General features: G+C 48.5%; 16 protein-coding genes. 11 read left to right on the top strand and 5 right to left on the bottom strand.

Translation table 11 applies throughout. The features are described from left to right. Positions 1-95 precede the first annotated feature (95 nt). From PSE6802_RS0119635 to PSE6802_RS0119620, 3 genes are all read right to left on the bottom strand, one after another. A complete protein-coding gene (locus tag PSE6802_RS0119635) occupies positions 96-1,985 on the bottom strand; it encodes an alpha-amylase family glycosyl hydrolase (RefSeq protein WP_019501750.1) in 1,890 nt (629 codons plus the stop codon). A gap of 561 nt (positions 1,986-2,546) precedes the next feature. Next, positions 2,547-2,993 carry a tRNA (adenosine(37)-N6)-threonylcarbamoyltransferase complex dimerization subunit type 1 TsaB gene (gene tsaB, locus PSE6802_RS29745; RefSeq protein WP_019501749.1) on the bottom strand — a complete coding sequence of 149 codons (447 nt, stop codon included), beginning with the start codon at positions 2,991-2,993 and terminating at the stop codon, positions 2,547-2,549. Positions 2,994-3,295: 302 nt separating this feature from the next. Beyond that, on the bottom strand, positions 3,296-3,484 hold the full coding sequence (locus tag PSE6802_RS0119620; RefSeq protein ID WP_019501748.1) for a hypothetical protein: 189 nt from the start codon (positions 3,482-3,484) through the stop codon (positions 3,296-3,298). A 244-nt stretch (positions 3,485-3,728) separates the two neighbouring features. On the opposite strand from PSE6802_RS0119620, the gene PSE6802_RS29740 reads away from it, so the two are divergent. From PSE6802_RS29740 to PSE6802_RS0119595, 5 genes are all read left to right on the top strand, one after another. Then, entirely contained in the window at positions 3,729-7,448 is a 3,720-nt protein-coding gene (locus tag PSE6802_RS29740) for a WD40 domain-containing protein (protein WP_019501747.1), read from the top strand. 630 nt (positions 7,449-8,078) lie between these two features. Further along, positions 8,079-9,236, top strand: coding sequence for a hypothetical protein (locus PSE6802_RS0119610; protein WP_156815599.1), 1,158 nt, complete (start codon positions 8,079-8,081; stop codon positions 9,234-9,236). A gap of 571 nt (positions 9,237-9,807) precedes the next feature. Next, positions 9,808-10,788, top strand: a complete 981-nt coding sequence (locus PSE6802_RS0119605) for a lipase family protein (protein WP_019501745.1) — start codon at positions 9,808-9,810, stop codon at positions 10,786-10,788. Positions 10,789-10,803: 15 nt separating this feature from the next. Beyond that, positions 10,804-11,598: a hypothetical protein gene (locus PSE6802_RS0119600; RefSeq protein ID WP_019501744.1), complete on the top strand. Its 795-nt coding sequence runs from the start codon at positions 10,804-10,806 to the stop codon at positions 11,596-11,598. A 178-nt stretch (positions 11,599-11,776) separates the two neighbouring features. Then, positions 11,777-13,345 (top strand): tyrosinase family protein, encoded by a 1,569-nt coding sequence (locus tag PSE6802_RS0119595; protein WP_019501743.1) that lies wholly within the window; start codon positions 11,777-11,779, stop codon positions 13,343-13,345. Positions 13,346-13,454: 109 nt separating this feature from the next. Here the strand turns inward: PSE6802_RS0119595 and PSE6802_RS0119590 are convergent, their stop codons facing one another. Continuing rightward, positions 13,455-14,483 (bottom strand): hypothetical protein, encoded by a 1,029-nt coding sequence (locus tag PSE6802_RS0119590; protein WP_019501742.1) that lies wholly within the window; start codon positions 14,481-14,483, stop codon positions 13,455-13,457. Positions 14,484-14,912: 429 nt separating this feature from the next. Between PSE6802_RS0119590 and PSE6802_RS29735 the strand changes: the two genes are divergently transcribed. The 6 genes from PSE6802_RS29735 (at position 14,913) to PSE6802_RS0119560 (ending at position 19,972) form a co-directional block, all read left to right on the top strand. Then, on the top strand, positions 14,913-15,125 hold the full coding sequence (locus PSE6802_RS29735; RefSeq protein WP_036945674.1) for a hypothetical protein: 213 nt from the start codon (positions 14,913-14,915) through the stop codon (positions 15,123-15,125). 107 nt (positions 15,126-15,232) lie between these two features. Then, complete coding sequence (locus PSE6802_RS0119580) at positions 15,233-15,847, top strand: RNA polymerase sigma factor (protein ID WP_019501740.1); 615 nt, start codon at positions 15,233-15,235, stop codon at positions 15,845-15,847. Between the two features lie 30 nt (positions 15,848-15,877). Continuing rightward, positions 15,878-17,767 (top strand): hypothetical protein, encoded by a 1,890-nt coding sequence (locus PSE6802_RS0119575; RefSeq protein ID WP_019501739.1) that lies wholly within the window; start codon positions 15,878-15,880, stop codon positions 17,765-17,767. Positions 17,768-17,771: 4 nt separating this feature from the next. Further along, entirely contained in the window at positions 17,772-18,119 is a 348-nt protein-coding gene (locus PSE6802_RS0119570) for a hypothetical protein (protein ID WP_019501738.1), read from the top strand. 176 nt (positions 18,120-18,295) lie between these two features. Then, on the top strand, positions 18,296-19,435 hold the full coding sequence (locus PSE6802_RS0119565) for a glycosyltransferase (RefSeq protein ID WP_019501737.1): 1,140 nt from the start codon (positions 18,296-18,298) through the stop codon (positions 19,433-19,435). A gap of 354 nt (positions 19,436-19,789) precedes the next feature. Further along, the gene (locus tag PSE6802_RS0119560; RefSeq protein WP_019501736.1) at positions 19,790-19,972 is read left to right on the top strand and encodes a hypothetical protein; all 183 of its coding nucleotides are present in this window, start codon (positions 19,790-19,792) and stop codon (positions 19,970-19,972) included. Here the strand turns inward: PSE6802_RS0119560 and PSE6802_RS0119555 are convergent. Next, entirely contained in the window at positions 19,961-22,666 is a 2,706-nt protein-coding gene (locus PSE6802_RS0119555; protein WP_019501735.1) for a HAMP domain-containing histidine kinase, read from the bottom strand. The two genes, PSE6802_RS0119560 and PSE6802_RS0119555, sit on opposite strands and share 12 nt — an antisense overlap. Between the last annotated feature and the right edge of the window lie 255 nt (positions 22,667-22,921).

Genomic DNA, 22,921 nt, shown 5'->3' with positions numbered 1-22,921 from the left:
TATAACATCAAAATTCTGCCGATCGCCTTGAAGTCCGCGCAGCCAGACTGCGTCTGTATAGCTGCGACTTTAGTCGCCAGGCAAGGTTTGGAGAACTAATTCGCCCAGTTGTCACGCCATTTTACCGTACCGCGATCGACTAGAATCCAGCGACGGTTGACGAGATTTTCATAGCGGGGGGACATATTATTGCTCAGGATGGCATATTTGTAGGCGATCGCTTTTCCCGCGCTTTCTGTAAACGGAATCTCGCCAAACCAGGTATTAGCATTAATATATTCCAGTCGGTAGGCTTTACTGATGTCCCAATTTCCCAACTCTGGGCAGTCTCCCACTACCACAACTATTTCACCGTATTGCGTCGTGATGCCATTCAGTTGGGCGCGGACAATAGTTTGACCCTTGACGCGATCGCCCACATAGCTAAGTACAACGCTCTCTTTTTGTTGTAGGCTCAATCCCCGTAACTTGCCGTTGTGGATCTCAAAATGGCGCGAGGTAACGATGCAGGTGTATTCGCCATCCTCTAGCTCGGTATTGCTAATATCGATGGTAGTTGCTTGTCCCTTATTCATCACCACCAAACAACGGGAGTCGCGATAGCGGCGCAGGTAAGAGTAAATATCGGGTTTAATGTACTTCTGGACGTGGCTGCCCAGGGATATGGCTGGGTTAAGCCGTCGCAGCTTAGAAAATAATTGCAAGTCTTTGTAAATCTGGGTGTTCGTATCCCACCGTTCCATCATGGGGCGGTTATATGGATCGTTGCCGCCATTAGTATCGTTGTGGAGATACTGCTCGGTGCCGTAGTAAATACAGGGGATCCCCCGTGCGGTCATAATTAAAATTACTGCCATGCGGAGGGTATCTGGATCGGAGTTGAGACTCTGAAACCTGGGCATGTCGTGGTTGTCGATGAATGTAATCAGTTCCGAGGCCGTGTCGTAGAGATGGTCGAGATCGAAAATGTTCTGGAGCAGATGAAAACCGCCCTCGCTATTTTTTGCCAGCGCTGCACGGATCGCTTCGCATAAGCCAAAATCCAAAATCGACATGCCCGATTTATTGGCAAAGTTCACCGAACCGCGATCCCAGGGCTTACTAAATCCCCATTCGCCAAAAATAAAGATGGAAGGCTTATGGGTCTGCAAATCGCTATTAAATTCCTGCCAAAACCAGAGGGGCATGTGCTTGACCGTATCGACACGCAGGGCATCAACGCCCAGATCCAGCCATTTTTTAATTGCTGATTTGATGTAGTTGCGAAAGTCAATATTGCTCTCATCGAAATCGGCTAAACCTGCCATTTCGCAGTTTTCTAGCTGCCACCGATCCTCCCAGTCCGTCACCTCACCGTTATGGTGGTACCAGTTGTTCGTATCGTTATAGAAATCAGCAATTAGAACTCCGTCGTCGTAGAGCTTGCCCTTTTGTCCGTTTACGTCTGGGCTGCTGTGGTTGCAAACAATGTCGAGGATCAGTTTCATACCTCGGGCGTGCATCTCTTTAACCAGACGATTGAAAACATTACATGTTGCTAAAGATGTTGATTCGTCAACTCCTACAAAACGCGGGTTGATGCGCTTGAAGTCCTTCGTCCAGTAGCCGTGCATGGCGGCAAACTCAAACATCAAATCTTCCACTTGCTCGAATAATGGGGATATCCAAATCGCGGTCACGCCCATGTGTTTGAGATAGTCCAGTTTGTCGATAATGCCCTGCAAATCGCCCCCCCAATATTTCCCCCATTTTTGCCGCGTTGGATCGAAGAGCGCCGCATTTGGCCCTTCATTGTTGCTTGATTGGGCATCGTTAAAGCGATCGACGATGATGAAGTAAATGGTTTCCTGACGAAATTCAATTGCTCTGGTAAAGAGAAACTCAAGGTCGTCTATTTTATCTGATTGCGCCTCGGTGTGAAAGCCAGCCGCAGCTTTTACCGCTGTCGCCTCAATGCCTGACTGAACTGGAGGAGTTTGCACCATACTTGTACCGTAATTTTCTGAACATAAATTTTGGTCAGGATTTACGCTAATTCAAAGATCTTCCCCCCCTACCCTTACGGGAAGGCAAAGCCTAGAAAAAGGAGACTTCAGGAGTTCCCCTTTTTACGGGGGGCTAGGGAGGATCTTAGTTTCAGCATGCAAATGCGTAAGTCCTAAACTTTTAGTAATACCAAATTAAGGGTAAAAGTGCCGATCTCCAAGTTTCGAGTAAAAATTTTAATGCTTTAACCTGAATAATTCATAAGAAGCAAGAAAAAAGGGGGGAAAGAGCTTGAAGCGTTTTAGGATGAGGCTTTCTAGAATTTTTAGTACATTCGCAGGGATATTGCTGGCACGGCAAGCGGAAGAACAAGTGCAAGTCTGAGGAGCAATAGCAGAGTGTATCGAGGAATGGCGCAGGCGGCTTACATTCTGATGGTCACCATTCGCCAAGCGGCAGCCACTCAACTGGCTAAAGCTCAGGGCAGCTTGTAGCTGAGAATTTTGCCTTATCCCTTCCGGCAATCTCTCAACTAAATCCCTCGATCGCTTCGCAAACTGTTATTCCATGCTATACAAGGGTAGCGCGTCAGACCAATGCGGATAGCTCTTTTGCTGCCATCGTTCTCGAGCGATAGATAGCAGAACTCGAGCAGGGGATGGAGCTTCTGATAATGGCTGCGATCGCTCTAAAATCTCATCGCAACTAATGGCATAAACTGGTATACCCATTTGCTCTCCTAAAGTACGGGCCAGCACTATGCCTATGCGCGTACCCGTAAAGCTACCTATGCCCTTAGCGATCGCGATCGCCCCCAGGTCTGCCCAGTCATAACCTTGCATAAACTCAGCTAGAAGTGGGTGCAGTTGCGCGGACAAGTCTCGTCCTAATTGCCAAGACTGTTGCTTGACACGTAGACTATCGCGATCTTCCGGTCGTCCTTTTAGCTCGGCGATCGCCATACTCAAAACTTCAGTAGTAGTATGCAAGGCTAGTCCTAACGTCATGATATAGCGTTTTTCAATTGAGAACGGGTTTTATTGACGGGGTGAAGGGGTTCCACACGGCAGTGGCTCTAGCGGGAAACCCCCAAGACCGCCCTGCCTACCCTTCTTGGAGACAACGCCCCCACCCCCCCTTCTCGGTTGCATCTGAAAACCGCTATAGTTATTTAGGGTCGGGCGAACGTGCAAACAAAACCAGAGGGTGAAGTAAGCTCCACCCTCCCAGGCAATTTTCATGAGATTGAATTGGTACAAGCTCAACTTGTAGGCGATCGAGGAATTAGTTACGTTAAGGCGCGCTAGCTTTAAAATGGGCCAGCAGCACCGGTATCTTCAGAAGTCTCGCTTTCAGACTCATTTTCATCACCATCACCGAAGCGATTGCTGCCAAAGCGCTTGCGCCCAAAGCGACCGGGCGTACGCTTGCGGAACTTGCGGGCATAGGCTTGGTTACGAAGAGCCTTTTCTTTCTTTTGGTTACGGCGCTTAGCCATGTTTAGCTATCTTACCCCTAAAAAAACGATTGCATTAGCTTACCTTAACACAAATCTTGCCCCAACTTGTGTGGCTTCTGGCAAAGCTGTTGATGTTGCAATGTAAACTTGCAATGTAAACATAGATAGCGATCGCGATGGCATAATTTTAGATGGATGCGCTTATAGTCTTCAATGTGGAACTTCAGTTCCTCCCGATTGATATTTAATCTTGTCCAAGGTATGAAGCGGCAACCCTAAATTAATGAACGAGGAACTTCGACTTGATGTAGAGAACACCTGTCTGTGGCGCGGGTTGCACGAAATTCAATTGCCACCAAAAGCCTTTGCCGTGTTGCAATACTTAGTACGGCACAAAGGTCAGATCGTAACAAAAGATTCCTTGCTCAATACGGTTTGGCCAGATGAAGATATCAGCGAAGCGGCACTAACTTCAACTATTCGAGATTTGCGACACGCACTGGGAGACGATCGCAAGGAACCCATTTACATCGAAACTCGACATCGAATTGGATATCGTTGGATTGGGCCAGCACCAATACCAATAGACGAGTTAAAGGGAAAGAGTACCCGATCCCGAGCGCAAGATTGGGGAGAATCGATCGATATCACTTTGTTTTGCGGGCGAGAACGGGAATTAGCGACTTTGTCAAATTGGGTCATCCGCGATCGCTGTCGCCTGGTGGCCTTGCTAGGTCTGGGGGGGATTGGCAAATCGGCCTTATCGATTGAGTTTGCTCGACAGGTAGCTTCTGAATTTGACTATCTGATCTGGCGATCGCTGCGGAATGCGCCGCCCCTCGCCGATCTCGTTCAGGATTTAGTGAAGTTTCTCTCCAATGGGCGCACTTCAAAGGGAGGCTTGTCCCAGTTGCTTCAGTGCCTGCGAGCTGCTCGCTGTTCGATCGTACTCGATAACGTTGAAACATTGCTGCAAGACAGCGGACTGGTCGGACAGTATCGAGCTGGCTATGAGGACTATGGAGAGTTATTTTGGCTTGTAGGCGAAACGCCGCATTCCAGTTGCCTTATCCTGACTTCCAGAGAAAAGCCAGCCGAAGTCTCTCTCCTAGAAGGCAGCGAGCTAGCGGTGAAATCCTTACAATTGGGTGGCTCTATGGAAGCATCTATCGCTTTGCTGCAAGCCAAAGGACTCGTGGGATCTCCGACGCTACAACAACAGCTTTGTCGGCGTTACGATTGCAGTCCTTTGGCAATCAAAATTGTTTCCACCTCAATTAAGGAGCTATTCGACGGGCAGATCGAGCAATTTTTGGCTCAAGATGTGGCAGTTTTTGGGGATATCGATCGGCTGCTCGATCGCCAATTTAATCGGATGTCGGCGTTAGAACAGACAATTGCTTACTGGCTGGCAATTAACCGCACGCTGACAACCTCCGCTCAATTGGAAGAGCAGATATTCCCTAGAGTATCTAGACTGCAACTGTTTAGCGCTTTGGAATCGTTGAGTCGGCGTTCTTTTCTGGAGCAGCGATCGGGGCACTACACGCTACAACCTGCAATTATGGAGTATATTACCTATCGCCTCATCGATCGCGTGGAGAGCGAACTGATGTCCGATCGCCTGGGACTGGATAGTTCGCTATTACTCAGTCACGCACTTGTTATGACTTCTGTTAACTCCGATATCAGAGAAACTCAAATGCGATTGATTTTGGCTCCGATCGCTACTTATCTCCAGACTGCTCTACGCTCGCCCAAAAACATTCGCACCCATCTGCAAAGAATCCTGCAACATTTTAAAGAGGCGAACGTGCAGTGCACCTATGGGGCTGGAAATATTATCAATCTGGCTCGCTATCTATCCATCGATCTAACGGGGTGGGATTTCTCTGGTTTGAGTATCTGGCACGCTAACTTGCAGGGAACAACCCTGCAATGCGTTAACTTTACCGATTGTCATTTCGATCGCTCTGTCTTTACCCAAATCTTTGCGGGCGTTTTAACCCTGGCGTACAGTCCAGATGGGACAATGCTTGCCTGCGGTGATGCGAGCGGCTCCGTTCACTTATGGCAGATAGCAAGCGGTGAATTGTTGCTGACGTTGAAACAGCATCGGAGTTGGGTTTGGTCTTTAGCCTGGAGTCCAGACAGTCAGATCCTGGCAACTGGAGGGGATGACAAAACTGTAATACTTTGGGATACTCGCAGTGGAGAAGAATTGAAAACGATATCAGAGATAAACGCGGTCTGGGCTTTAGCCTGGAGTCCAGACGGTCAGATTTTGGCAAGTGGCTCCTTTGACAAGACTGTTAAGCTCTGGAATCCTGAAACGGGAGCTTGTCTTCAGACCTTTCTGGGGCATGAGGATTTAGTAGCATCCGTAGCTTGGCATCCAGACGGTTCTACATTGGCGAGCGGCTCTTTGGATAGAACCATTAAGATTTGGGATATATCGACAGGTCTATGTAGCAGGACTCTACAGGAGCATGATGGTGGAGTACGAGCGGTAGCCTGGAGTCCAAATGGTAGTACTCTGGCGAGTGGTAGTGCTGACTGTTCTGTAAAGTTGTGGGATATCAATTCGGGAACCGTGCTGAAGACATTGCTAGAGCATCAGAATTTGGTGTCTGCGATCGCCTGGAGTCCCGATGGCGCAAATCTAGTCAGTGGTGGTTATGACAGAAAAGCAATCGTCTGGGATGCCCGCACGGGCAACCCCCTGAAGATCTTGCCGGGACATGTCAGCGAGGTGCGATCGGTGGATTGGTGTCCGGTTAGCGCTCGCGACTCCCAAATCGTAGCTAGCGGTTCCTACGACAAGACTGTGAAGTTGTGGGATGTCGATCGCGGCGAATGCGTCAGTACGCTCCAGGGGCGCACCAGTGGGATTTGTTCGGTGGCGTGGAGCCCCGACGATCGCCTGCTAGCTAGCGGCGGTGAAGATAACTCGATCCGCCTGTGGGACGCGCAAACAGGAAGCTGCCTGAAAACCTTGCAGGGACATACGAGTGAGGTGCGATCTGTGGTCTGGAGTCCTGACGGGCAGTTGTTAGCGAGCGGTAGCAGCGATCGCACGATTAAGCTGTGGGATTGTCAGACGGGCAAGTGTTTGAAAACTCTCGCTGGTTATGATGATTGGGTCTTGTCCGTAGCGTGGTGTCCGGTTAGTGTCAGCAAGATCGGCGATCGCTCCGACAATACCGACAATTATGCCAATGCCGCTCTCCAACCCGTTGCAGGTGAATTAGAGCATCGTTTGGTTTCTCCTGAGTCTGTTCTGGAAGGCAAAGATTGGATAATTGCTGGGGGCAGCGCTTGCCGTCGTGTCAAGTTATGGGACATTCGCACGGGCAGACAACTGCAAGAGTTCTCGGCGCATACTGGGTTTGTCTGGTCTGTAGCCTGGTCTGCGGATGGTACGCTCCTGGCGAGTGGCAGTGCGGATTGCCAGATCGGGCTATGGCATTGGCAAACAGGCTCCTGTCTGGCAACTTTGCAAGAGCATACTGGGTTTGTCTGGTCTGTAGCCTGGAGCGCGGATTGTCAAATGCTTGCCAGTGGTAGCGACGATCGCACGATTAAACTGTGGAACATGAATACATTTCAGGCAATCCGCACCCTGCGGGGACATCGGGATGCGGTGCGAGTTGTGGCGTGGAGTCCTCGGGGGGCTATGCTGGCGAGTGGCAGCCACGATGGCGAGATCTGGCTGTGGCATGTTGCTAGCGACGAGCCACTCATGATTTTGCGCGGTCATAGCGATCGCGTTTATGCGATCGCGTGGAGTCGCGATGGCAAAATCCTTGCCAGCAGCAGTGCCGATGAAAAGATCGTGCTGTGGGATACGGCAACTGGAGTCTGTTTGCGGATTCTCAGTGCCGAACGCCCCTATGAGGGCACCAATATTGCGGGCGCGATGGGACTGACAGCAGCCCAGAAGTCAACGCTGATGGCATTAGGAGCGATCGAGGAATTCGATCTCAGCGAACGCTCCCCATAACTTCCCCATAATTTCCCCACAACTTCCCCAAGACTTTTCAGAGCGATCGCTTTAAAGTAACGCTAATGAAACATAGCACGGAGTAAATAATGATGAGAGACGCAAATATTGCTTACTACATCCACTAGCCAAAAGCTTGCGATGTCTTGCGTGAATGAGATGTTGCCCTGTCTAGGATGTAGCGATCGCTCCCATGAGTCGTGACATTTGTTATGGGTAAGTCGTGACATTTATCAGATGAGATCGCTGGTGAAGTACCGATAAAGTAAGACCGTTGAAGTGAGGGGACTAAATATCAATTCACAGTCCCGAACTCAAAAAATTCACAAACGACTTTTAAAAATCGTTTTGAAGATGTAGCGAAGGTTAAGCCTGATTCATTACAGCAGAAAAAACTTAACTCCACTCGGTAGTGTTCTGACCTGTCGATCTTCTTTAACAGAACCTTATAAAAAGGCATCTAGAAGGAATGTCTGCACTTTTGAAGCACTGCTAACTCAATGCAACGCCAGCCGCGTAGCTACCCTAATGCACCCAACTGCCGAAAGGCTATCTGCTGGGAGTTTGAGGTTATCTGTGGTGGGCGATCAAAACCGTTCACACCTATCTATACTAAAAGGAGCGTTCCTAATGAGTCAACAAATCAATGACATCTACGAAGACGAACTATGTCGCGGAGTGTTCGAGACCCTCGAAACCTGGGAAAAGCGATTCGGGATCGAGCTTCAGAGCCTATTCGATCCTGATCACTACAGCCTCCAGGATGCCTATCGACTTTTCCGCGAGAGGATCGTCATCGGATTGTCCCAATACGAGGGTTTCCCGACCGAAGAAGCTGATGGCGAGTCAAAGGACATTGAGGGGCAGCCCAAGAGAATGCTCTCGCTCGTCGAATACGAACCAAATTATTTCATCTCTCGCTACAATGCGAAGATCATTACCAACTACAAAGGGGATGATGTCTATAATTATGTCATCTCAGTGAGAAAGAGTCTCGAGATCATGGCTGCTTCGGAGAACATTGATCAACTGGTGGCGTCATCCTTTGGCTTTGGAATCGTGGCTGTTGGAGTTCAATTAATGATTCAAGCCGCCATAATCAAGAAAGCTGAACAACTGGCTTGGAAAAAAGCATTACAAGAGGGTCTTAAACGATTCGGACTTCGCACAGCAGTAGGCGCTATTGTAATTGCCCTTGGGGCACTTTTGCTGTGGGCCATATTTGGAAAGGAAGCGAGAATTCTGGGTGTTTTAATCAATGACACGGATACAAATTACATTGTAGCTGACTGGAGGGATGGACTGGAGGGTTACAAGAAGGGGAATTTATACATGGCGCATGGGTCTACCCAAAGCTTTCCCGTAACCAACTTGACCGAGGACATAGATTCGCCCGAACTACAATTGAACGCACGCCTGATCGGCGAGGACGATAAAGATACAATGGTTGCAGCTTCAATGTTCTTCGCAAAGAGAAAGGCTGGCTTTCGCGGTGCCGAAGGGGTATATATCTTCACGGATTATGCAAAGACCGATCCTGGCTTTGCATTTCAATTTGCGGTACCGTACACCAATGATAATGGCGTGAACATCGGAACGTATCCTGGTGGAGTTATAACGAACAAGGGAGAAATCGACAAAATATTCAGAACCTTGTACAACTCAAGAAAGGTGGACTTTAAAGCATCTTATAATAATCGTGATTACTCCGCACAAATGAATTCCGCTAGGGGCGGAGCCTGTTGCAGCATCACATCGGTGAGCGCTCCTTTGAAGTACCCAACCTAAAAGGCAACACAACGTTCCCAGATCGTGGGATAGAAGGAAAACCATCATTTGTCTTCCTTCTATCCTCGGTTTGTTCCATTCATTAAAGTGGGATTGCAAGTAGGGTGGGCATTGCCCACCCTACTTGAGAGATTAAATCGCGAGTCGCTTGTAGATATTTAATAATGTGGGAAACTATGATTAATATAAAGAGTTGTATATGCACGGCGTAGACACTTTTTTCGGCCTAGAGATATTCAAGATGCAACTGATTTTCTAAGCAAAAAACCTCTCTTTTGGGGACGCTACTTTAGTGGGATTGATTATCGTGGAGGTGGTGAATATTTCCGCAAGATTGAGAGCGCTCCGTTGAACTCACAGGGGGTTCGAGTTTTGCCCGTCGGTCGATATAACTTATGTGATCCTCGCAGGGGCGAAATCCCCCCGTGGTTGCCCCGATGCGTGAGGGGTAGCAAGAGAGCCACAGCTAGGGTGAGCAATGCCCACCCTACCTAGCGCTTATCACTTGCCAAAGGTAACAGAATTTTATGGTTCCGCGCAATATTAGTTAGTGATTTAAGAGAGGCAATAAATGACGCAAAAATCTAATTACGATCCCAGTCAGGCTGGGGTTCAAATGACCCTATCAGCCATTGCCTATGCTGATGAAAATGGAGACTATGCTGCAACTAAAACCGCGATCGAAAACGAGTTAGCAAAATCGCAATATGCTACGGGCGGAAATTGGAAACTGGTCTGGGGCCCTGGAATTACTGACAAAAATCTCATGTACGTCGCCCAAAACCAACTCAATCCCGATCGATATTCTCTGGCGATTCGAGGAACAGATTTTGATTTTTTCAGTAATATCAAAGAAGATTTCTGGGTCAGTCAGGTTAAGTATCCCTATGCCACCAGCGTTGGCAGCGCTCTAATGGTTTCGAATGGAGCACTATTCGGCTTACAAAACCTTCAGAAAGCGATCGATCCCAGTCTCGGCCAGACACTGGAAGATTACTTAAAAATGTTGGTGACTAATTCCAGCGTAAATCTAGTCGTAACGGGACACAGTTTGGGTGGCTGTCTAGCTTCTCTGGCTTTAATCTGGCTATACGATACAATTCCGACTTGGAGCATCAATGCCAACAACATGCAATTGAGCGGTTACACCTTTGCTGCACCGACTGCAGGTAATTCTGATTTCGCTAACTACTTCGACGCTAAGGTAGGAAGTAATTGCTTTCGGGTGGTTAATCCCTTAGACGTTGTACCTCATGCTTGGGCGGGGTTATCGACTCTCATCACGAAGCATATTCCTACTAATGTTCCTCTCCTCATTGACCCTATTATTATAGGAGCGGCTTTCTACCTAAAATTTAAAGGGTGGATCTATCAACAATTGGATACAGAAATTCACTTGCGTGAGGTGCAAATTCCTTCGTCTGTCGATTATTTAGATCAGGTCGAAGATCAACATGATGCCAACAGTTATCTCTATTTGCTTGGCGCACCCCAAACAGATCTTAGTCCTCCTTCCCCTCTTTCCAAATACGATAAAAATATTACGCTTTGAAAATGAGACTCAGTTATGGGTATACCAACACAGATAGATGTAAGAGTAATTGCTAAGGATGGCAAGTATCTGGGCGATGACATTGGTGGAGCGCTTGTCACCATTCACGATGTCCGCACGGGCGAGTTGCTGGCTCGCGGTACGACTAAAGGCGGCTCGGGATTGTCAGATCTGATGGATGTCTGTCTAACGCGATCGCAAGTCTTGCCAGTCGATGGAGCCTCGGTTTTTACCGCATTGCTCGATTTAGACGAGCCGCGCCTAATCAAGGTAACTGCCTACGGGCCGCTTGCCTCCCAGCAGTCCGCCAATACGGTTTCTCTTACTCAGTGGGTTTATCCTGGCAAGAATATAACCGGAGGAACGGAAGGAGGTGGATTTCTCCTGGAGATACCCGGTCTGGCGGTTCAGATTTTGAATCCTCCCACCCACTTCTTGCCACAGACTGCCCCTGGGCAAATAGAGATCAGAGCTAATGTCACGATGATGTGCGGTTGTCCCATCGGAAGAGATCCGTGGAATCCCGATCTATTTGATGTGACGGCTGCGATCGCGCAGAAGGAATTCGGCTTTATCGGACTTCCTCTTGAGATTCCCCTTAAGTACGACGAACATGCTGCGTATGGGGCACCCAGCCAGTTTGCAAATATATGGCAAGTACCGCAGAACGATACAAAGCAGTTACAGATATACGAGATAACGGTTTTCGCCTTTCAAAAGCAGACGGGCAATACTGGAGTTGACAAAGCGACGGTTATAATTCCGCCAACATCTGAAAAATTTGTTGCTGTAAAAGATCCATTGCCGTAGGGCAGATTTTGTACGAGCGTTATCCGTAACAAGCAACTGGTGTAGGGTCAGGTTTTGCCCAAGCACTATTGGTAAATGTCAATAACTTCTATCCAAACCTGCCCCCTACTGCCGTACATAAATTCCATCAATGAATAATTTACTGGCTGAAAAAATTTGATAACAAAAGGAGTCGAATATGCCTACAAATGAGATAAAAGTACGTCGATCTGTGCGCGGCCTGCAAGCAGAATACGACAAGGGCAATAAGCAGCCCCTAGAAGACCTGGTACGAGCCTGGCGAGGCATCCAAAATCTTCCCGCCACTGATAAGCGATCGTTTTTTGCGATCGGTGGCTATCACGGCGAACCCTTCCAATACCGCCGACAAGTCGATAACCTTTCAGACACCGATCGCTATACCTATTGGGGCGGATATTGCAACCACGGTAATGTCCTGTTCCCCACCTGGCACCGAGTCTACGTCCGCAAATTAGAAGAAGCACTGCAAAGCATCGTTCCCAGCGTCACCATGCCCTACTGGGATGAAACGTCTGATGAGTCGCGCCAACATGGAATTCCCTCCATCCTGACGCAAGAGCAATTTCCGCTTGATGGCGAATTGATCGATAATCCGTTGCGATCTTTTATCTTGCCCGAGGCTTTATCCGACTATTTGCCAGGTGATGACAGGATTTATGAAAAGCCTAAAGGCTATGAGACAGTGCGATACCCATTGTCTGGATTAGTTGGCACAGAAGCAGCTCGGGCTGCCACCGACGCTCACAATGCCCAGTATCCCCATCCCAGTGAAAATATTAAACTCCTGAATCAGAATATAGTCGATTGGCTGGAAGGGCCGAAACCAGAGGAACCAAAGCCGCGCTCCCAAAATGGTGTCTACTGGGAATTCCAAAATTGCCTGCACGCACCAAACTATACCGTTTTTTCAAATACCACTTCGGCAGGGCAATGGAATCTAGATCGTTCCGGCACTGCGATAACTCCATTGGAATCTCCCCACAACGACATTCATCTAGCGGTTGGTGGGTTTGACGTGCCGGGACAGGGTGAGGCTGGAAAGTTCGCTGGTGCAAATGGCGACATGGGCGAAAACAATACCGCTGCTATGGATCCGATTTTCTTCTTTCACCATTGCAATGTCGATCGCATGTTCTGGCTGTGGCAGAAGCAAAACGGTTTTACCGATAGTTTTGAGATTATTTCTGGCTATGCTGGCACCAGTTCCAGCGATTCCCAAGGCCCCACTCCAGGCATTGCCCCCGGCACACCACTCGATTTAGATACGCCGCTCAACCCGTTTCTCAAAGACGAGTTTGGTACCATCTTTACTTCTAGAGACTGCATCAATATCGAGAAGCAACTGGGCTACACCTACGCGCCGGGCTCGCTTGAGGTAGCTCCTGAGCTAAAGGCAGTGGAAAGTGGTTTCAGCACCAAGAAATTGACAGTAAGGGGAATCGACCGGGCTTTATTCCAAGGGTCTTTTGTCCTGAGAGCCTATGCTACCGTTCAGAACGAGAAGGGCGAATCCACCGAGTACTATCTCGGACACCACTCCGTGCTCAGTCGCCGGAATGTAATTAGATGCGCCAATTGCCTAACTCATCTGGAGGTAATTGCCCATTTCCCGCTCGGCAACATGCCAGCAGAGGCGGTGGAACGGGCTAAGTTTCGTTTAGAAATTCAGCATCGCGGTGCAGAACTTCCGGCGAAATTAAACTATACGCTGGAGGTTAACGATTGAGCCACTGGACTCCTTCATGCTTTTCTGCTGTCAGCAAGGCATTGAGGCATCGTCGCCCGATGTCTTGTTGCTGCTGTACAGGAAATTGTTCGGAGGCGATCGCTATCTACTAATCCCGTGGTAGCAGGTGTTGCAATTCTTGAGGTAACAAACGTTCTGAGAATTGCTCGATCGCCTTGCTATGGCGTTGATATAGAACCCCACAATAGATAATTGCTATTCCCACAGCAGTCAAGGCAAACGGAAATAGAACGCCGCTAAAAATATAGGCAAGATAACTTAAATAGGAAAGCACTCCCATAGTTCCAAAGACCATAAAAACCTTCCGTTTGAATAGGACTGATAGTAAAACCAAACCCAAATTAATTAAGAAATAGTTAAAACCGCCCCAGCTATTCTGATAATCCAAAGTCATCCCGAACCAAAAGGCAAGCAACCCAAAAAAGTATAACCAGAATGCATAATCTCCATCTCTGCGACGCACCCGCAGATCGACCAGATAAGCGACAATCAGACAGGCAATGCCAAACCAGAAAGAAACTAATAATCTCTGCTCCCAGGTGAATTTCTCACCAAACATCAATGGAGTTAAATCCATCGACATAAAATACAACGAAAAAGCAATTGGTGCTGTCAAAAATGGGAATCGGACAAATCGAAGCGCAATCAAACCCGTACAGATAGTTCCCAATTCCATCAGAAACCAACTTCCTTTAACCCAAGTATAGAAATCTCGATATACACCCGGATTACCTTGAATCCAAAAGCCAGTTGCGCGTTGCAGGCCATAAATTGCCAGTGGAGTCATGCAAACAGCAATCGTAAATAGCAGCCCACCTGGGACTTTCATGCCTTGATGGAAGTATAAGGTTCTTCCCGTCAGTGCAAACAAACCTGCATATATGCTAGCCAGTAGAAATATACCAACGCCGCCAAACTGTTCCCAAGCTAACCCCATCAACCAGCTCATAGCAGAAATAATCAGCAAAGCCCCAAAATAGTAAACTACATTGGAAAAATTAAACTGCGGGCGATCGCTAGCGCGCAGAGATAAGGCTTCCCAGAGTGCATCTACTTGTGTCTCAGAAATCAAGCCCTGAGAAGCCGCCCAGGATAAATCTTCTTTATAGATCTTCATAATTCAGACGAGAAATAGTATTTGACCAAAATATAGCGCTACGAAGCCGTATTTGGACATCGCTCTCCTTATTTATGTCCGATCTTGCACCATTTCTAGCGTTGATGCTATGGTAAGCATGACACTTTTTAAATTGGCATATCGCTCATCAACTCAAATCATAGATTCTGGGTCGCTGAATAGAACTCATTTGGCATCCTGGGACGAAGAATAAAGGGGTCAAGAAATGGCTGTAATTGGAGTAACTTAGGTTAGGTTGGCACGGGCATATTGGAGATCGCGATCGGCTACCAGGCATTAAATGGCAAAGCTTGAGCAGTGTAGTTAAATCCTTGGGCAAGGATCGCGCGCGTTATGTTGACGTGGCAATTGAAACCCTGGGGCTGGGGAATCTAGTTTCTCAGCCTGTAATTATTTTCAAAATTAGGTTTGGGGGATAATCGAGATCTCACCTACGTGGCATTTTGCCAGTTTGTTGACGAACGGCTTAAAAGCAATACTCAACCAGCCAAGCTAAGAACGCTGGCAATGGCTTTGCGAGTAGATGGTACTAAAGTTACCTCTTTCATTGAAGCTGATGTCAGAATGGCGGCGGAAGTAACAGAAATTATCCGCAGAATTGTAACTGAGGAATTTGCTTAGTAAGACCGAAAATAACTGAGATTTGGCGGATGTCGGTCTTGATTTATAAAATTTTGCTGCTACTATGTGTGCATTCAAAATTCGTTTGAGTAATGTAGGCAGGTATCGTGCAGCTTCCACCACTTGTTGAAATTAACCACCCAACCATCCAGGCGCTGTTCATGAAAAGCGATCGCGACTTGGTAACCCTATTTCAGCGTTACCCAGAGTCCGGTCAGTACTTTGCTACGATTTTCTGTCGCTACGGGCAGGTGCTGTACACCCTGATCAGTGCATCAACGCGATCGCCCGCGCAGGCAGACTATTTATTTGCCCATACTTGGGATTGCATTTACAACGAAATGCGATCGCTAGACCTGGCAGCAAATCCAAGGCTTTCCTTGCAAAGCTGGCTGGTTAATATTGCGGCAATCATGATCAACCGAACCAACCTACCTCCAACTGAGGACATCCAATACTCTTTGGCAGATACGCCACCCGTGTTCTGGTGCTATCTCAGTCAAGCCATCAAACTACTACCTGGCAACCTGCGTCTAGTCCTGCTACTATCTCAAACGTTCCACTGGAGCAATACCCGCATTGCCGCCTATTTGCAAGCTGAAGGCGAACCTGTATCTGCCAACGACGTGCAAAACCTGCTCGCAAAAGCCTTTCAAACCCTAGAATCCCTCCTACCAGAAGACGTTCGAGATATTTATCTCGTTCGGTCGTCACTAGCTTAACCATCACTCGCAGCTTGAGGCAATCGCTATATGCAGACAGTTAATCATTCTAATTCCCAGGCAACGACATCAAAAGGAACCGCTCGGTTGCCGCAAATAGCCTATGTCCCTCTGCTCCAAACCGCTCTCAGCAGTCTGGATACCAGCTTGGATGAGGAGCTAGAGCGCTACCGCTACTGGCTAGAAAACGGCCAAACTTTCTCATATCTCAATCCCTTTAAATCGTCATTTGGGGTTGGTGCCTTGCAGCCGGTTGGTGCTACCACAAGGAATAATGCCAATAATAGCAATAGTGCCAGTGCGATCGCTGCTTCTGACAAAACTGCCGATCGGAATGGCACGCCGTTGCAGCTGCCCAAAGTACCGTCGCCTCCGCAGTCCAAATTACAAGTCGAACAACCTGAAATTACCCAGAATGTCCAGATCCAGGATGCTCGAATCGACGATCGGGATATAGACACAACAAGAGATGTAGCTCAACAAGGCGTAGCCAGGTCTAACCTGTCAGAGCAAATGGCTGAGACAATAATCGATCCTCCACTTGAGAACCCTGATATTGCTTCTAGCCAGGACAGTAGTGCAGAAGCAGACGATCTATTCCAGCAGTTCTTCGCGGAAGTTCCGGCAGACATCGCGGACGAAAACCATAGCCATATTACTGATAACTACACTACCAAATATGAGGCAGATGAGAATGAGGATGACAATCCAGAGGAGCTAGACAGCGATCGCCTGGAAAATTATCTGGAAGAATTGGAAGAAGATGAGTTAGAAGAAGATGATGGTGAGGAGTATGAAGAAGAGTCAGAAGCCTCTGACGAACCCAGATTTAATCTGTTCGGACACCTGAGCGTTGCCACTTTATTGATACTCTTAGCCGCTAGCTCCGCGATCGGTTATGCCATGCTCGATCCGACCAGGATATCCAGAATCCTTAAGCCAGAACAGGCCAAGCCATCGCAATCAGAAACTCCTACTACTGAAAATACTGAGAGCGATCCCAACCTCAAGCCGGAGCCAAACCCGATCGATCGCGATACGCTGCTTGCGGTTCCCAAGAAAGATTCTAAGCTGGTGCCATTCGTGCCGCTGCCAGGGAAACAGTCGCAGCCCGGTCAGTCGGTTAAGGGGTTTACCACGGCCAACCCAAATCATCCTCTAGATCGGTCATCCGATCGCAAGTCGGCTCCCAACCTATCCATACCACCTCTATCCCCTAATAAAGCACCCAGATTATCTACACCCACTGCTCTCCCCCCCGCAATTCTGCCATACCAGTCCGAATCAACCCCACTGGAACCAGTACGCAAGACAAACACTTACGTACCGCCCATACGAGACACCTACGTACCACCAGTACGAGAAAATCGCAATAATTACGTGCCGCCAGTGCGAGACACTTATACGCCTCCTGCTCGTCCCGCACCTGTATACAAGAGCGCACCGGAGCCGCGTCCCCAGGTAAATACCACGCCCGCAGTTCCCCGTCCGCGCTGGAAGCGTCCCGCCAACTCTTTGCCCAGTGCCACCAGTCCTGCTAAAACCGCAGGTATTACCAGCCCCACACCCATTACACCCCAGGCTTTACCACCGCTAAAGTCGTCTCCTACTGTCGGATTGCCACCAGTGCGCTACACTGCTCCGATTTCGGCTGCACCTAGCGATGCTAATTCATCCAGTAATGTTACTTCTGCTCCGGTAGCCCCTGCTCCGGTAGCCCCTGCCCCAGCTAAATCTGCAGGCTATAAGATAGTTGCCCCAACCCGTTATTTAACCAAGGTTCAGGAAATCGACAAAGAGGCATACGTGCGTCCGAGCGGCGAAGTACAGCTAGGGGCATATCAAAACTCTAAAGCCGCGCAACAAAGAGCGGACGAATTGCGTCGTCAAGGCATACCCGTACAAGTCGAACAGCAATAACAACATGTCATGGTTGATTGACGCGATCGCCTGTGGCGTATTATCTGGCATCACTTGGGCTGGCCTGGTGTGGATGTCTCCTGAAACCCCCATCGAGCAGCCCCTGGGTTGGTGGCAGGGCATTGGTGCGATCGCCATTTCAAACATGGTTATATGGCTGTGCTTAGCCAGCCTGAAGCCCCATCTTGTCGTTTGGATAGTAGTATTTTTAGCGGGTAACGCATTGGTAGGGAAATTTCTGCTGCCCTACTGCCAGCAAGTGCGCGTACCCGCCATCTGGGCAATAATTTGGCATCCGGTCGCGATCGCTACACTTAACTTTCTTTTAGGTGGAGCACTTGGCGCGATCTAAACAAGCATCGACTAATTGAGAATTACTTAACCCCAATTTAGTGCAAATTTAATGGGGGGTTAACCTGGAGCAATTTCGCTCGACAAACTTTGCCATCAGAATACATAGCGATCCCCATAATATGTGATGATCGATCTGGCTTAGATAGGCCAAGTAAAACTGCTAGTTAAGTTTGCATGCGTAAAGTTGCTATCTTCACAGAAACCTTTCTACCTAAAATTGACGGGATTGTTACTCGCCTGAAATACACAGTTGAAAACCTCGTCCAGTTAGGCGATGAGGTTATGGTCTTTGCCCCTGATGGTGGCATTCGCGAATACTGTGGCGCTGAGGTTTACGGCGTATCTGGATTTCCCTTACCGCTATATCCGGAGCTAAAACTAGCCTTGCCCCGTCCTTCTATTGGCTATGCCCTGGAGCAGTTTCAGCCGGATATCGTACACGTAGTTAACCCCGCCGTCCTGGGGTTAGCGGGCTTGTTTTATGCTAAGTCCATGAAGCTACCGCTTCTAGCCTCCTATCATACGCACCTGCCCCAATATTTGCAGCACTACGGTTTGGGCTTTCTGGAAAGCACGATGTGGGAGCTACTCAAAAAGGCGCATAACAATGCCGAACTGAACCTATGCACGTCAAACGCAATGGTAGAAGAACTAAGCTCTCGCGGCATCGAACGGGTGGATCTGTGGCAAAGAGGTGTCGATACAAATCGGTTCCATCCCCGCTTTCAAAGTACCGCGATGCGATCGCGCCTGACCCAAGGACATGAGGATGCCACTTTAATGCTTTATGTGGGTCGCCTCTCAGCGGAGAAGGAAATTACGCAGATTTTGCCGATTTTGGAGGCAGTGCCTAACAGTCGATTGGCTCTGGTGGGTGATGGCCCGTACCGCCAGGAACTGGAGCGGATTTTTGCGGGTACGCCCACTAATTTTGTGGGTTATCTCCAGGGCGAAGAACTGGCATCAGCGTTTGCCTCCAGCGACGTATTCCTTTTTCCATCGCGCACCGAGACTTTGGGGCTGGTGCTCTTAGAAGCAATGGCAGCCGGATGCCCTGTAGTAGCCGCACGTTCTGGCGGTATCCCCGATATCGTTACCGATGGCATCAACGGCTACTTGTTTGAGCCAGACGATCCTGACGGTCTCCTCCACGCTACGCAGCGTCTGTTAGAGAATCCCGTTCAATTTAAGCAATGCGCGCGGCAGGAAGCGGAAAAATGGAGTTGGGCGGCTGCGACTGTGCAACTGCAACAGTACTATGATGCAGCGATCGTTGCTTGTCGCGATCGTAAACCTGTAGCTACTGCAATCTAAATAAGGAACTATAGCTGTAGCCACTAGGCTTAGGACGGGGTGCAGGGGTAGAACCCCTGCGGTGGGGGCTGTGCCCCCACACCCCCTGTCCTAACAGATCTGTCTACGGCTATATAGCGATCGCAAATGATTTGTGCGAGTTAGCGATCGGCGCTCAGAGATCGGCACTCAGAGGTCGGGGTTGGGTGGCTTAACCGACAGTATTGTAACGGCAGCTAACATGTTGTTAGGTAGTTGAATATTAAAAAAACAGAAACTCTAACATACCGTTAGTTTACGGTTGCGTTTCGTGTCGGTTAATCTTTGTATTAATGGAAAACGATTACGGAGCAACATACACATAAGGGGGTTTCAATGAACGAAGATCGTCTTTTAACTCAGGTACCAAATCTAGATCGGGTCAGAGCCATAATTGCATTTACGCTAACTACCAGCAGATCGGCTAAATTTGATGTCGATACTAACCTCCAGTTGCTCGACTATGCTTGGGAAGCTCAAAAGCAATTGTGGGCAAGCCAGGAATTGCTAGCTTCCTAGTTTGGCGCGATCGATATCCGAGTACTCCACAACTTGCTGGCCGAAGCGGCTGGGTAATTCGACAGTAAATACCGATCCTTTGCCAATAGTACTTTTCAAGCGGATCGTACCGCCCATCATCTTGACTAGTTGTTCTGTAATCGATAATCCCAAACCAGTGCCACCATGCCTGCGAGTCGATGATTGATCGACCTGGCGAAATTGCTCGAAGATCGTATGCTGGTACTCGATATCAATGCCAATGCCGGTATCGTAAACTGAGAAAATAATCGGAGCTTGCTTATCTAAATCGCGATCGCGGTCTTGAGATTCTAATTCCAAGTTTTCAGTTGCTACCCAATCTAATACTGAAACATCGCTATATTGCAGTTCTACCTTCACCTCACCGCGATCGGTAAACTTAATAGCATTAGAGACTAAATTTGTAATAATTTGTCTTACTTTGATCGGGTCCTGGTAGATTTTGCACTTACCAACACAGTTGTTAAAGAAGAAATGCAACCCCTTATTACTAGCTAAGGTCTGGAGGCTATCACAGGTATGATGGATCAGCTCGTCGATATAAAAGTATTCGGGATGAGCTTCCATCCGACCAGCTTCGATCTTGGATAGATCGAGGATATCGTTAATTAGGTCTAAGAGATTTTTGCCATTGCGCAGAATGCGCTCGATCATATCGGATTGCCCTTCAGTGAGAGGATCGCGTCGTTGGCGCAGAAGCACCTGCGAAAAGCCGATAATTGCATTCATGGGCGTGCGCAGTTCGTGACTCATATTAGCCAGGAACTGACTTTTAAGCTGCGTTGCTTCAATCAGTTGGGCATTCTGAGTCTCGATTTGATTAATTAACTGGGCATTCCCGATCGCGATCGCCGCTTGCACGCCAAATGATGCCAACAGGCTGATATCCTCGCGGGAACCAGCTTCTACCAATTGAGGATGAGCGATCGCCAGTACGCCCAATCGACCGGAGCGACTGGACTCAATTGGCACGCAAAGAGCGCTTTGGATCGATAAATCGGCCACTAGACAGACTTCACCCGCTTTAATTTCACCAGGAATGCCTTCATGAAAAACTTGAGTGAGAAGATTAGTTTTTTCTAAGCTGGAGATAGATGTATGTGGGAATTCCGCTGGCAAGCCTTTGGTGGCTGAGAATACCAGCTCGTTACTCTTAGCATTGTGGAGGGCGAGAACGCAAATTTCCGCCCACGCGATCGCATCGCAGGTAGCCTCTACAACTGACTCTAATAAGATATCAAGATCCTGAATCTGCTGATTGATTAAATTAGTGAGTCGCTGCAAAATACTCATGCGTCTTTGCTGGTCGATCATCAGGCGGTTAGTTTCTCTCACTACCTTTTCGCGATAGCGCTCCTCGGTCACATCTCGCAAAATCATCACGCTGCCGATCAACTCCTCTGACATGCCCACTAAGGGAGCGGCCTTGGTACTGAGAATTACCTCTTTACCATCAGCATGTCGCATCACAATCCGATCTTCGACTACTTCAGCACTGGACATAGCGCGAAATATGACGAGGTCAGATAAACTAATTGGTTCGTCGTTGGCATTGCGGACATCAAACTGCTCCAGAATCTCTGCCATTGATTTGGCGACGAGCGGAGAGGACTTTGCCCCTTCGCTAGCTTCAGGTACCGATACGCCTAGCATGGCTCGCCCTGCCGAGTTGATTTTCAGAATCCGTCCAGCCGGATCGCTGAGCAAAATGCCATCCGCTAACTGCTCGAATAGCGTAGTCAGTTCTTCGCGCTGGCGGGCGATCGTTTGAACGCTCTGAGCGTTAGCGATCGCCGTTGCCAGACGGCGATCGATCGATCGCAGTAGATTGCGACTTTGTGCCGATAGGGGTGTGAGGCTGCCTAAAAACAGAACGCCTACCAAGTTCCGTTTCAGCATTAACGGCCAGGCTGATAAACTTTGAGGAAGCAGATCTCCTGCTGGGGTTCGATAGACCAACGTTTGCCCGGTTAATCGATCTACCTCCCAAATTACCGGCTCGCCTAACTGGGCTGCCTGTCCGATCAGACCATCGCCAAGGGCAACCTCAGACATGAGTTGATTAGTTTTACAGCCCCACTCCGCAACTAGTTTCAGTACTTCTCCTTCCCACAAATAAATGCTGCCAAGTTGGGCATTAGTAAGCTGGCAAACTTTCTCTAAACTGGTTTGTATTAGCTTATTTTGATTGGTGGTATTCACTAAAACCTGGTCGAGAGATTGCAGGCCAAATTGAATATCGCGGGCTTCTAGCTTTGTAGTATTTGCCTCCAGTTGAGCCGCCATGCGGTTGAATACTTTAGAAAACTCGCCCAACTCGTCATAGCGTTCGATCGTCGATCGCACGGATAAATTGCCAGCCGTAATCGATTCGGCAACCCGCGATAGCTCTGTTAGAGAGGGCTGGATACTGCGCACGATTAATAAGCCAACAAATATGCCAGCACCTAGACCCATACTTAAATAGGCGATCGATACCCAAGTCGCAATCTGCTGAAATTCCTCAGGGGTACCTTGATGGACGTATAGCAGGAGCAAGAGGCTAGCAGTTGCCAACAACGATACACTCGTGCCTAATCCTACTAACACTCGCCGCACAAGGCTTTCTCGACGTTGTTCGCTTGCGTTACTCATGGTTGGGAAGGGTTGGGTCGCTCGATCGAGAGCTAGCATAGCCCTGGCTGGCTCAATTTGTACACCCACCCCCGGAAGATATCGCCGGGGTTTAACCCAACTGCCCCGTAAGGGTTTAGCATTTGTGACGAATGCATGCGTTTGATGCGAAGACTATCGAACAAATGCTAAACCCCTGCGTCCAATCCCCACCCCCCTCAAATCGCAGCGACGATAAAAAACAAACCTGTTCAAAACAATTTAACAACAGGGTGTAGACTTTTAGCGGTTATATCTGCTATTAAGATTGTGCAA

Source organism: Pseudanabaena sp. PCC 6802, from assembly GCF_000332175.1.
In the GTDB taxonomy this organism is placed as follows: domain Bacteria; phylum Cyanobacteriota; class Cyanobacteriia; order Pseudanabaenales; family Pseudanabaenaceae; genus PCC-6802.
The sequence above is the reverse complement of the archived record's forward strand: the minus strand, read 5'-3'. Positions and strand labels throughout refer to the sequence as shown.

What these genes read in the sequence shown, in the direction of transcription:
- PSE6802_RS0119605 (WP_019501745.1), top strand. Translation starts at nt 9,808, where the DNA reads ATGACGCAAAAATCTAATTACGATCCCAGTCAGGCTGGGGTTCAAATG.
- PSE6802_RS0119620 (WP_019501748.1), bottom strand. Translation starts at nt 3,484, where the DNA reads ATGGCTAAGCGCCGTAACCAAAAGAAAGAAAAGGCTCTTCGTAACCAA.
- PSE6802_RS0119575 (WP_019501739.1), top strand. Translation starts at nt 15,878, where the DNA reads ATGCAGACAGTTAATCATTCTAATTCCCAGGCAACGACATCAAAAGGA.
- PSE6802_RS0119555 (WP_019501735.1), bottom strand. Translation starts at nt 22,666, where the DNA reads ATGCTAGCTCTCGATCGAGCGACCCAACCCTTCCCAACCATGAGTAAC.
- PSE6802_RS0119590 (WP_019501742.1), bottom strand. Translation starts at nt 14,483, where the DNA reads ATGAAGATCTATAAAGAAGATTTATCCTGGGCGGCTTCTCAGGGCTTG.
- PSE6802_RS0119570 (WP_019501738.1), top strand. Translation starts at nt 17,772, where the DNA reads ATGTCATGGTTGATTGACGCGATCGCCTGTGGCGTATTATCTGGCATC.
- PSE6802_RS0119635 (WP_019501750.1), bottom strand. Translation starts at nt 1,985, where the DNA reads ATGGTGCAAACTCCTCCAGTTCAGTCAGGCATTGAGGCGACAGCGGTA.
- PSE6802_RS0119560 (WP_019501736.1), top strand. Translation starts at nt 19,790, where the DNA reads ATGAACGAAGATCGTCTTTTAACTCAGGTACCAAATCTAGATCGGGTC.
- PSE6802_RS0119565 (WP_019501737.1), top strand. Translation starts at nt 18,296, where the DNA reads ATGCGTAAAGTTGCTATCTTCACAGAAACCTTTCTACCTAAAATTGAC.
- PSE6802_RS0119600 (WP_019501744.1), top strand. Translation starts at nt 10,804, where the DNA reads ATGGGTATACCAACACAGATAGATGTAAGAGTAATTGCTAAGGATGGC.
- PSE6802_RS0119595 (WP_019501743.1), top strand. Translation starts at nt 11,777, where the DNA reads ATGCCTACAAATGAGATAAAAGTACGTCGATCTGTGCGCGGCCTGCAA.
- tsaB (WP_019501749.1), bottom strand. Translation starts at nt 2,993, where the DNA reads ATGACGTTAGGACTAGCCTTGCATACTACTACTGAAGTTTTGAGTATG.
- PSE6802_RS0119610 (WP_156815599.1), top strand. Translation starts at nt 8,079, where the DNA reads ATGAGTCAACAAATCAATGACATCTACGAAGACGAACTATGTCGCGGA.
- PSE6802_RS29740 (WP_019501747.1), top strand. Translation starts at nt 3,729, where the DNA reads ATGAACGAGGAACTTCGACTTGATGTAGAGAACACCTGTCTGTGGCGC.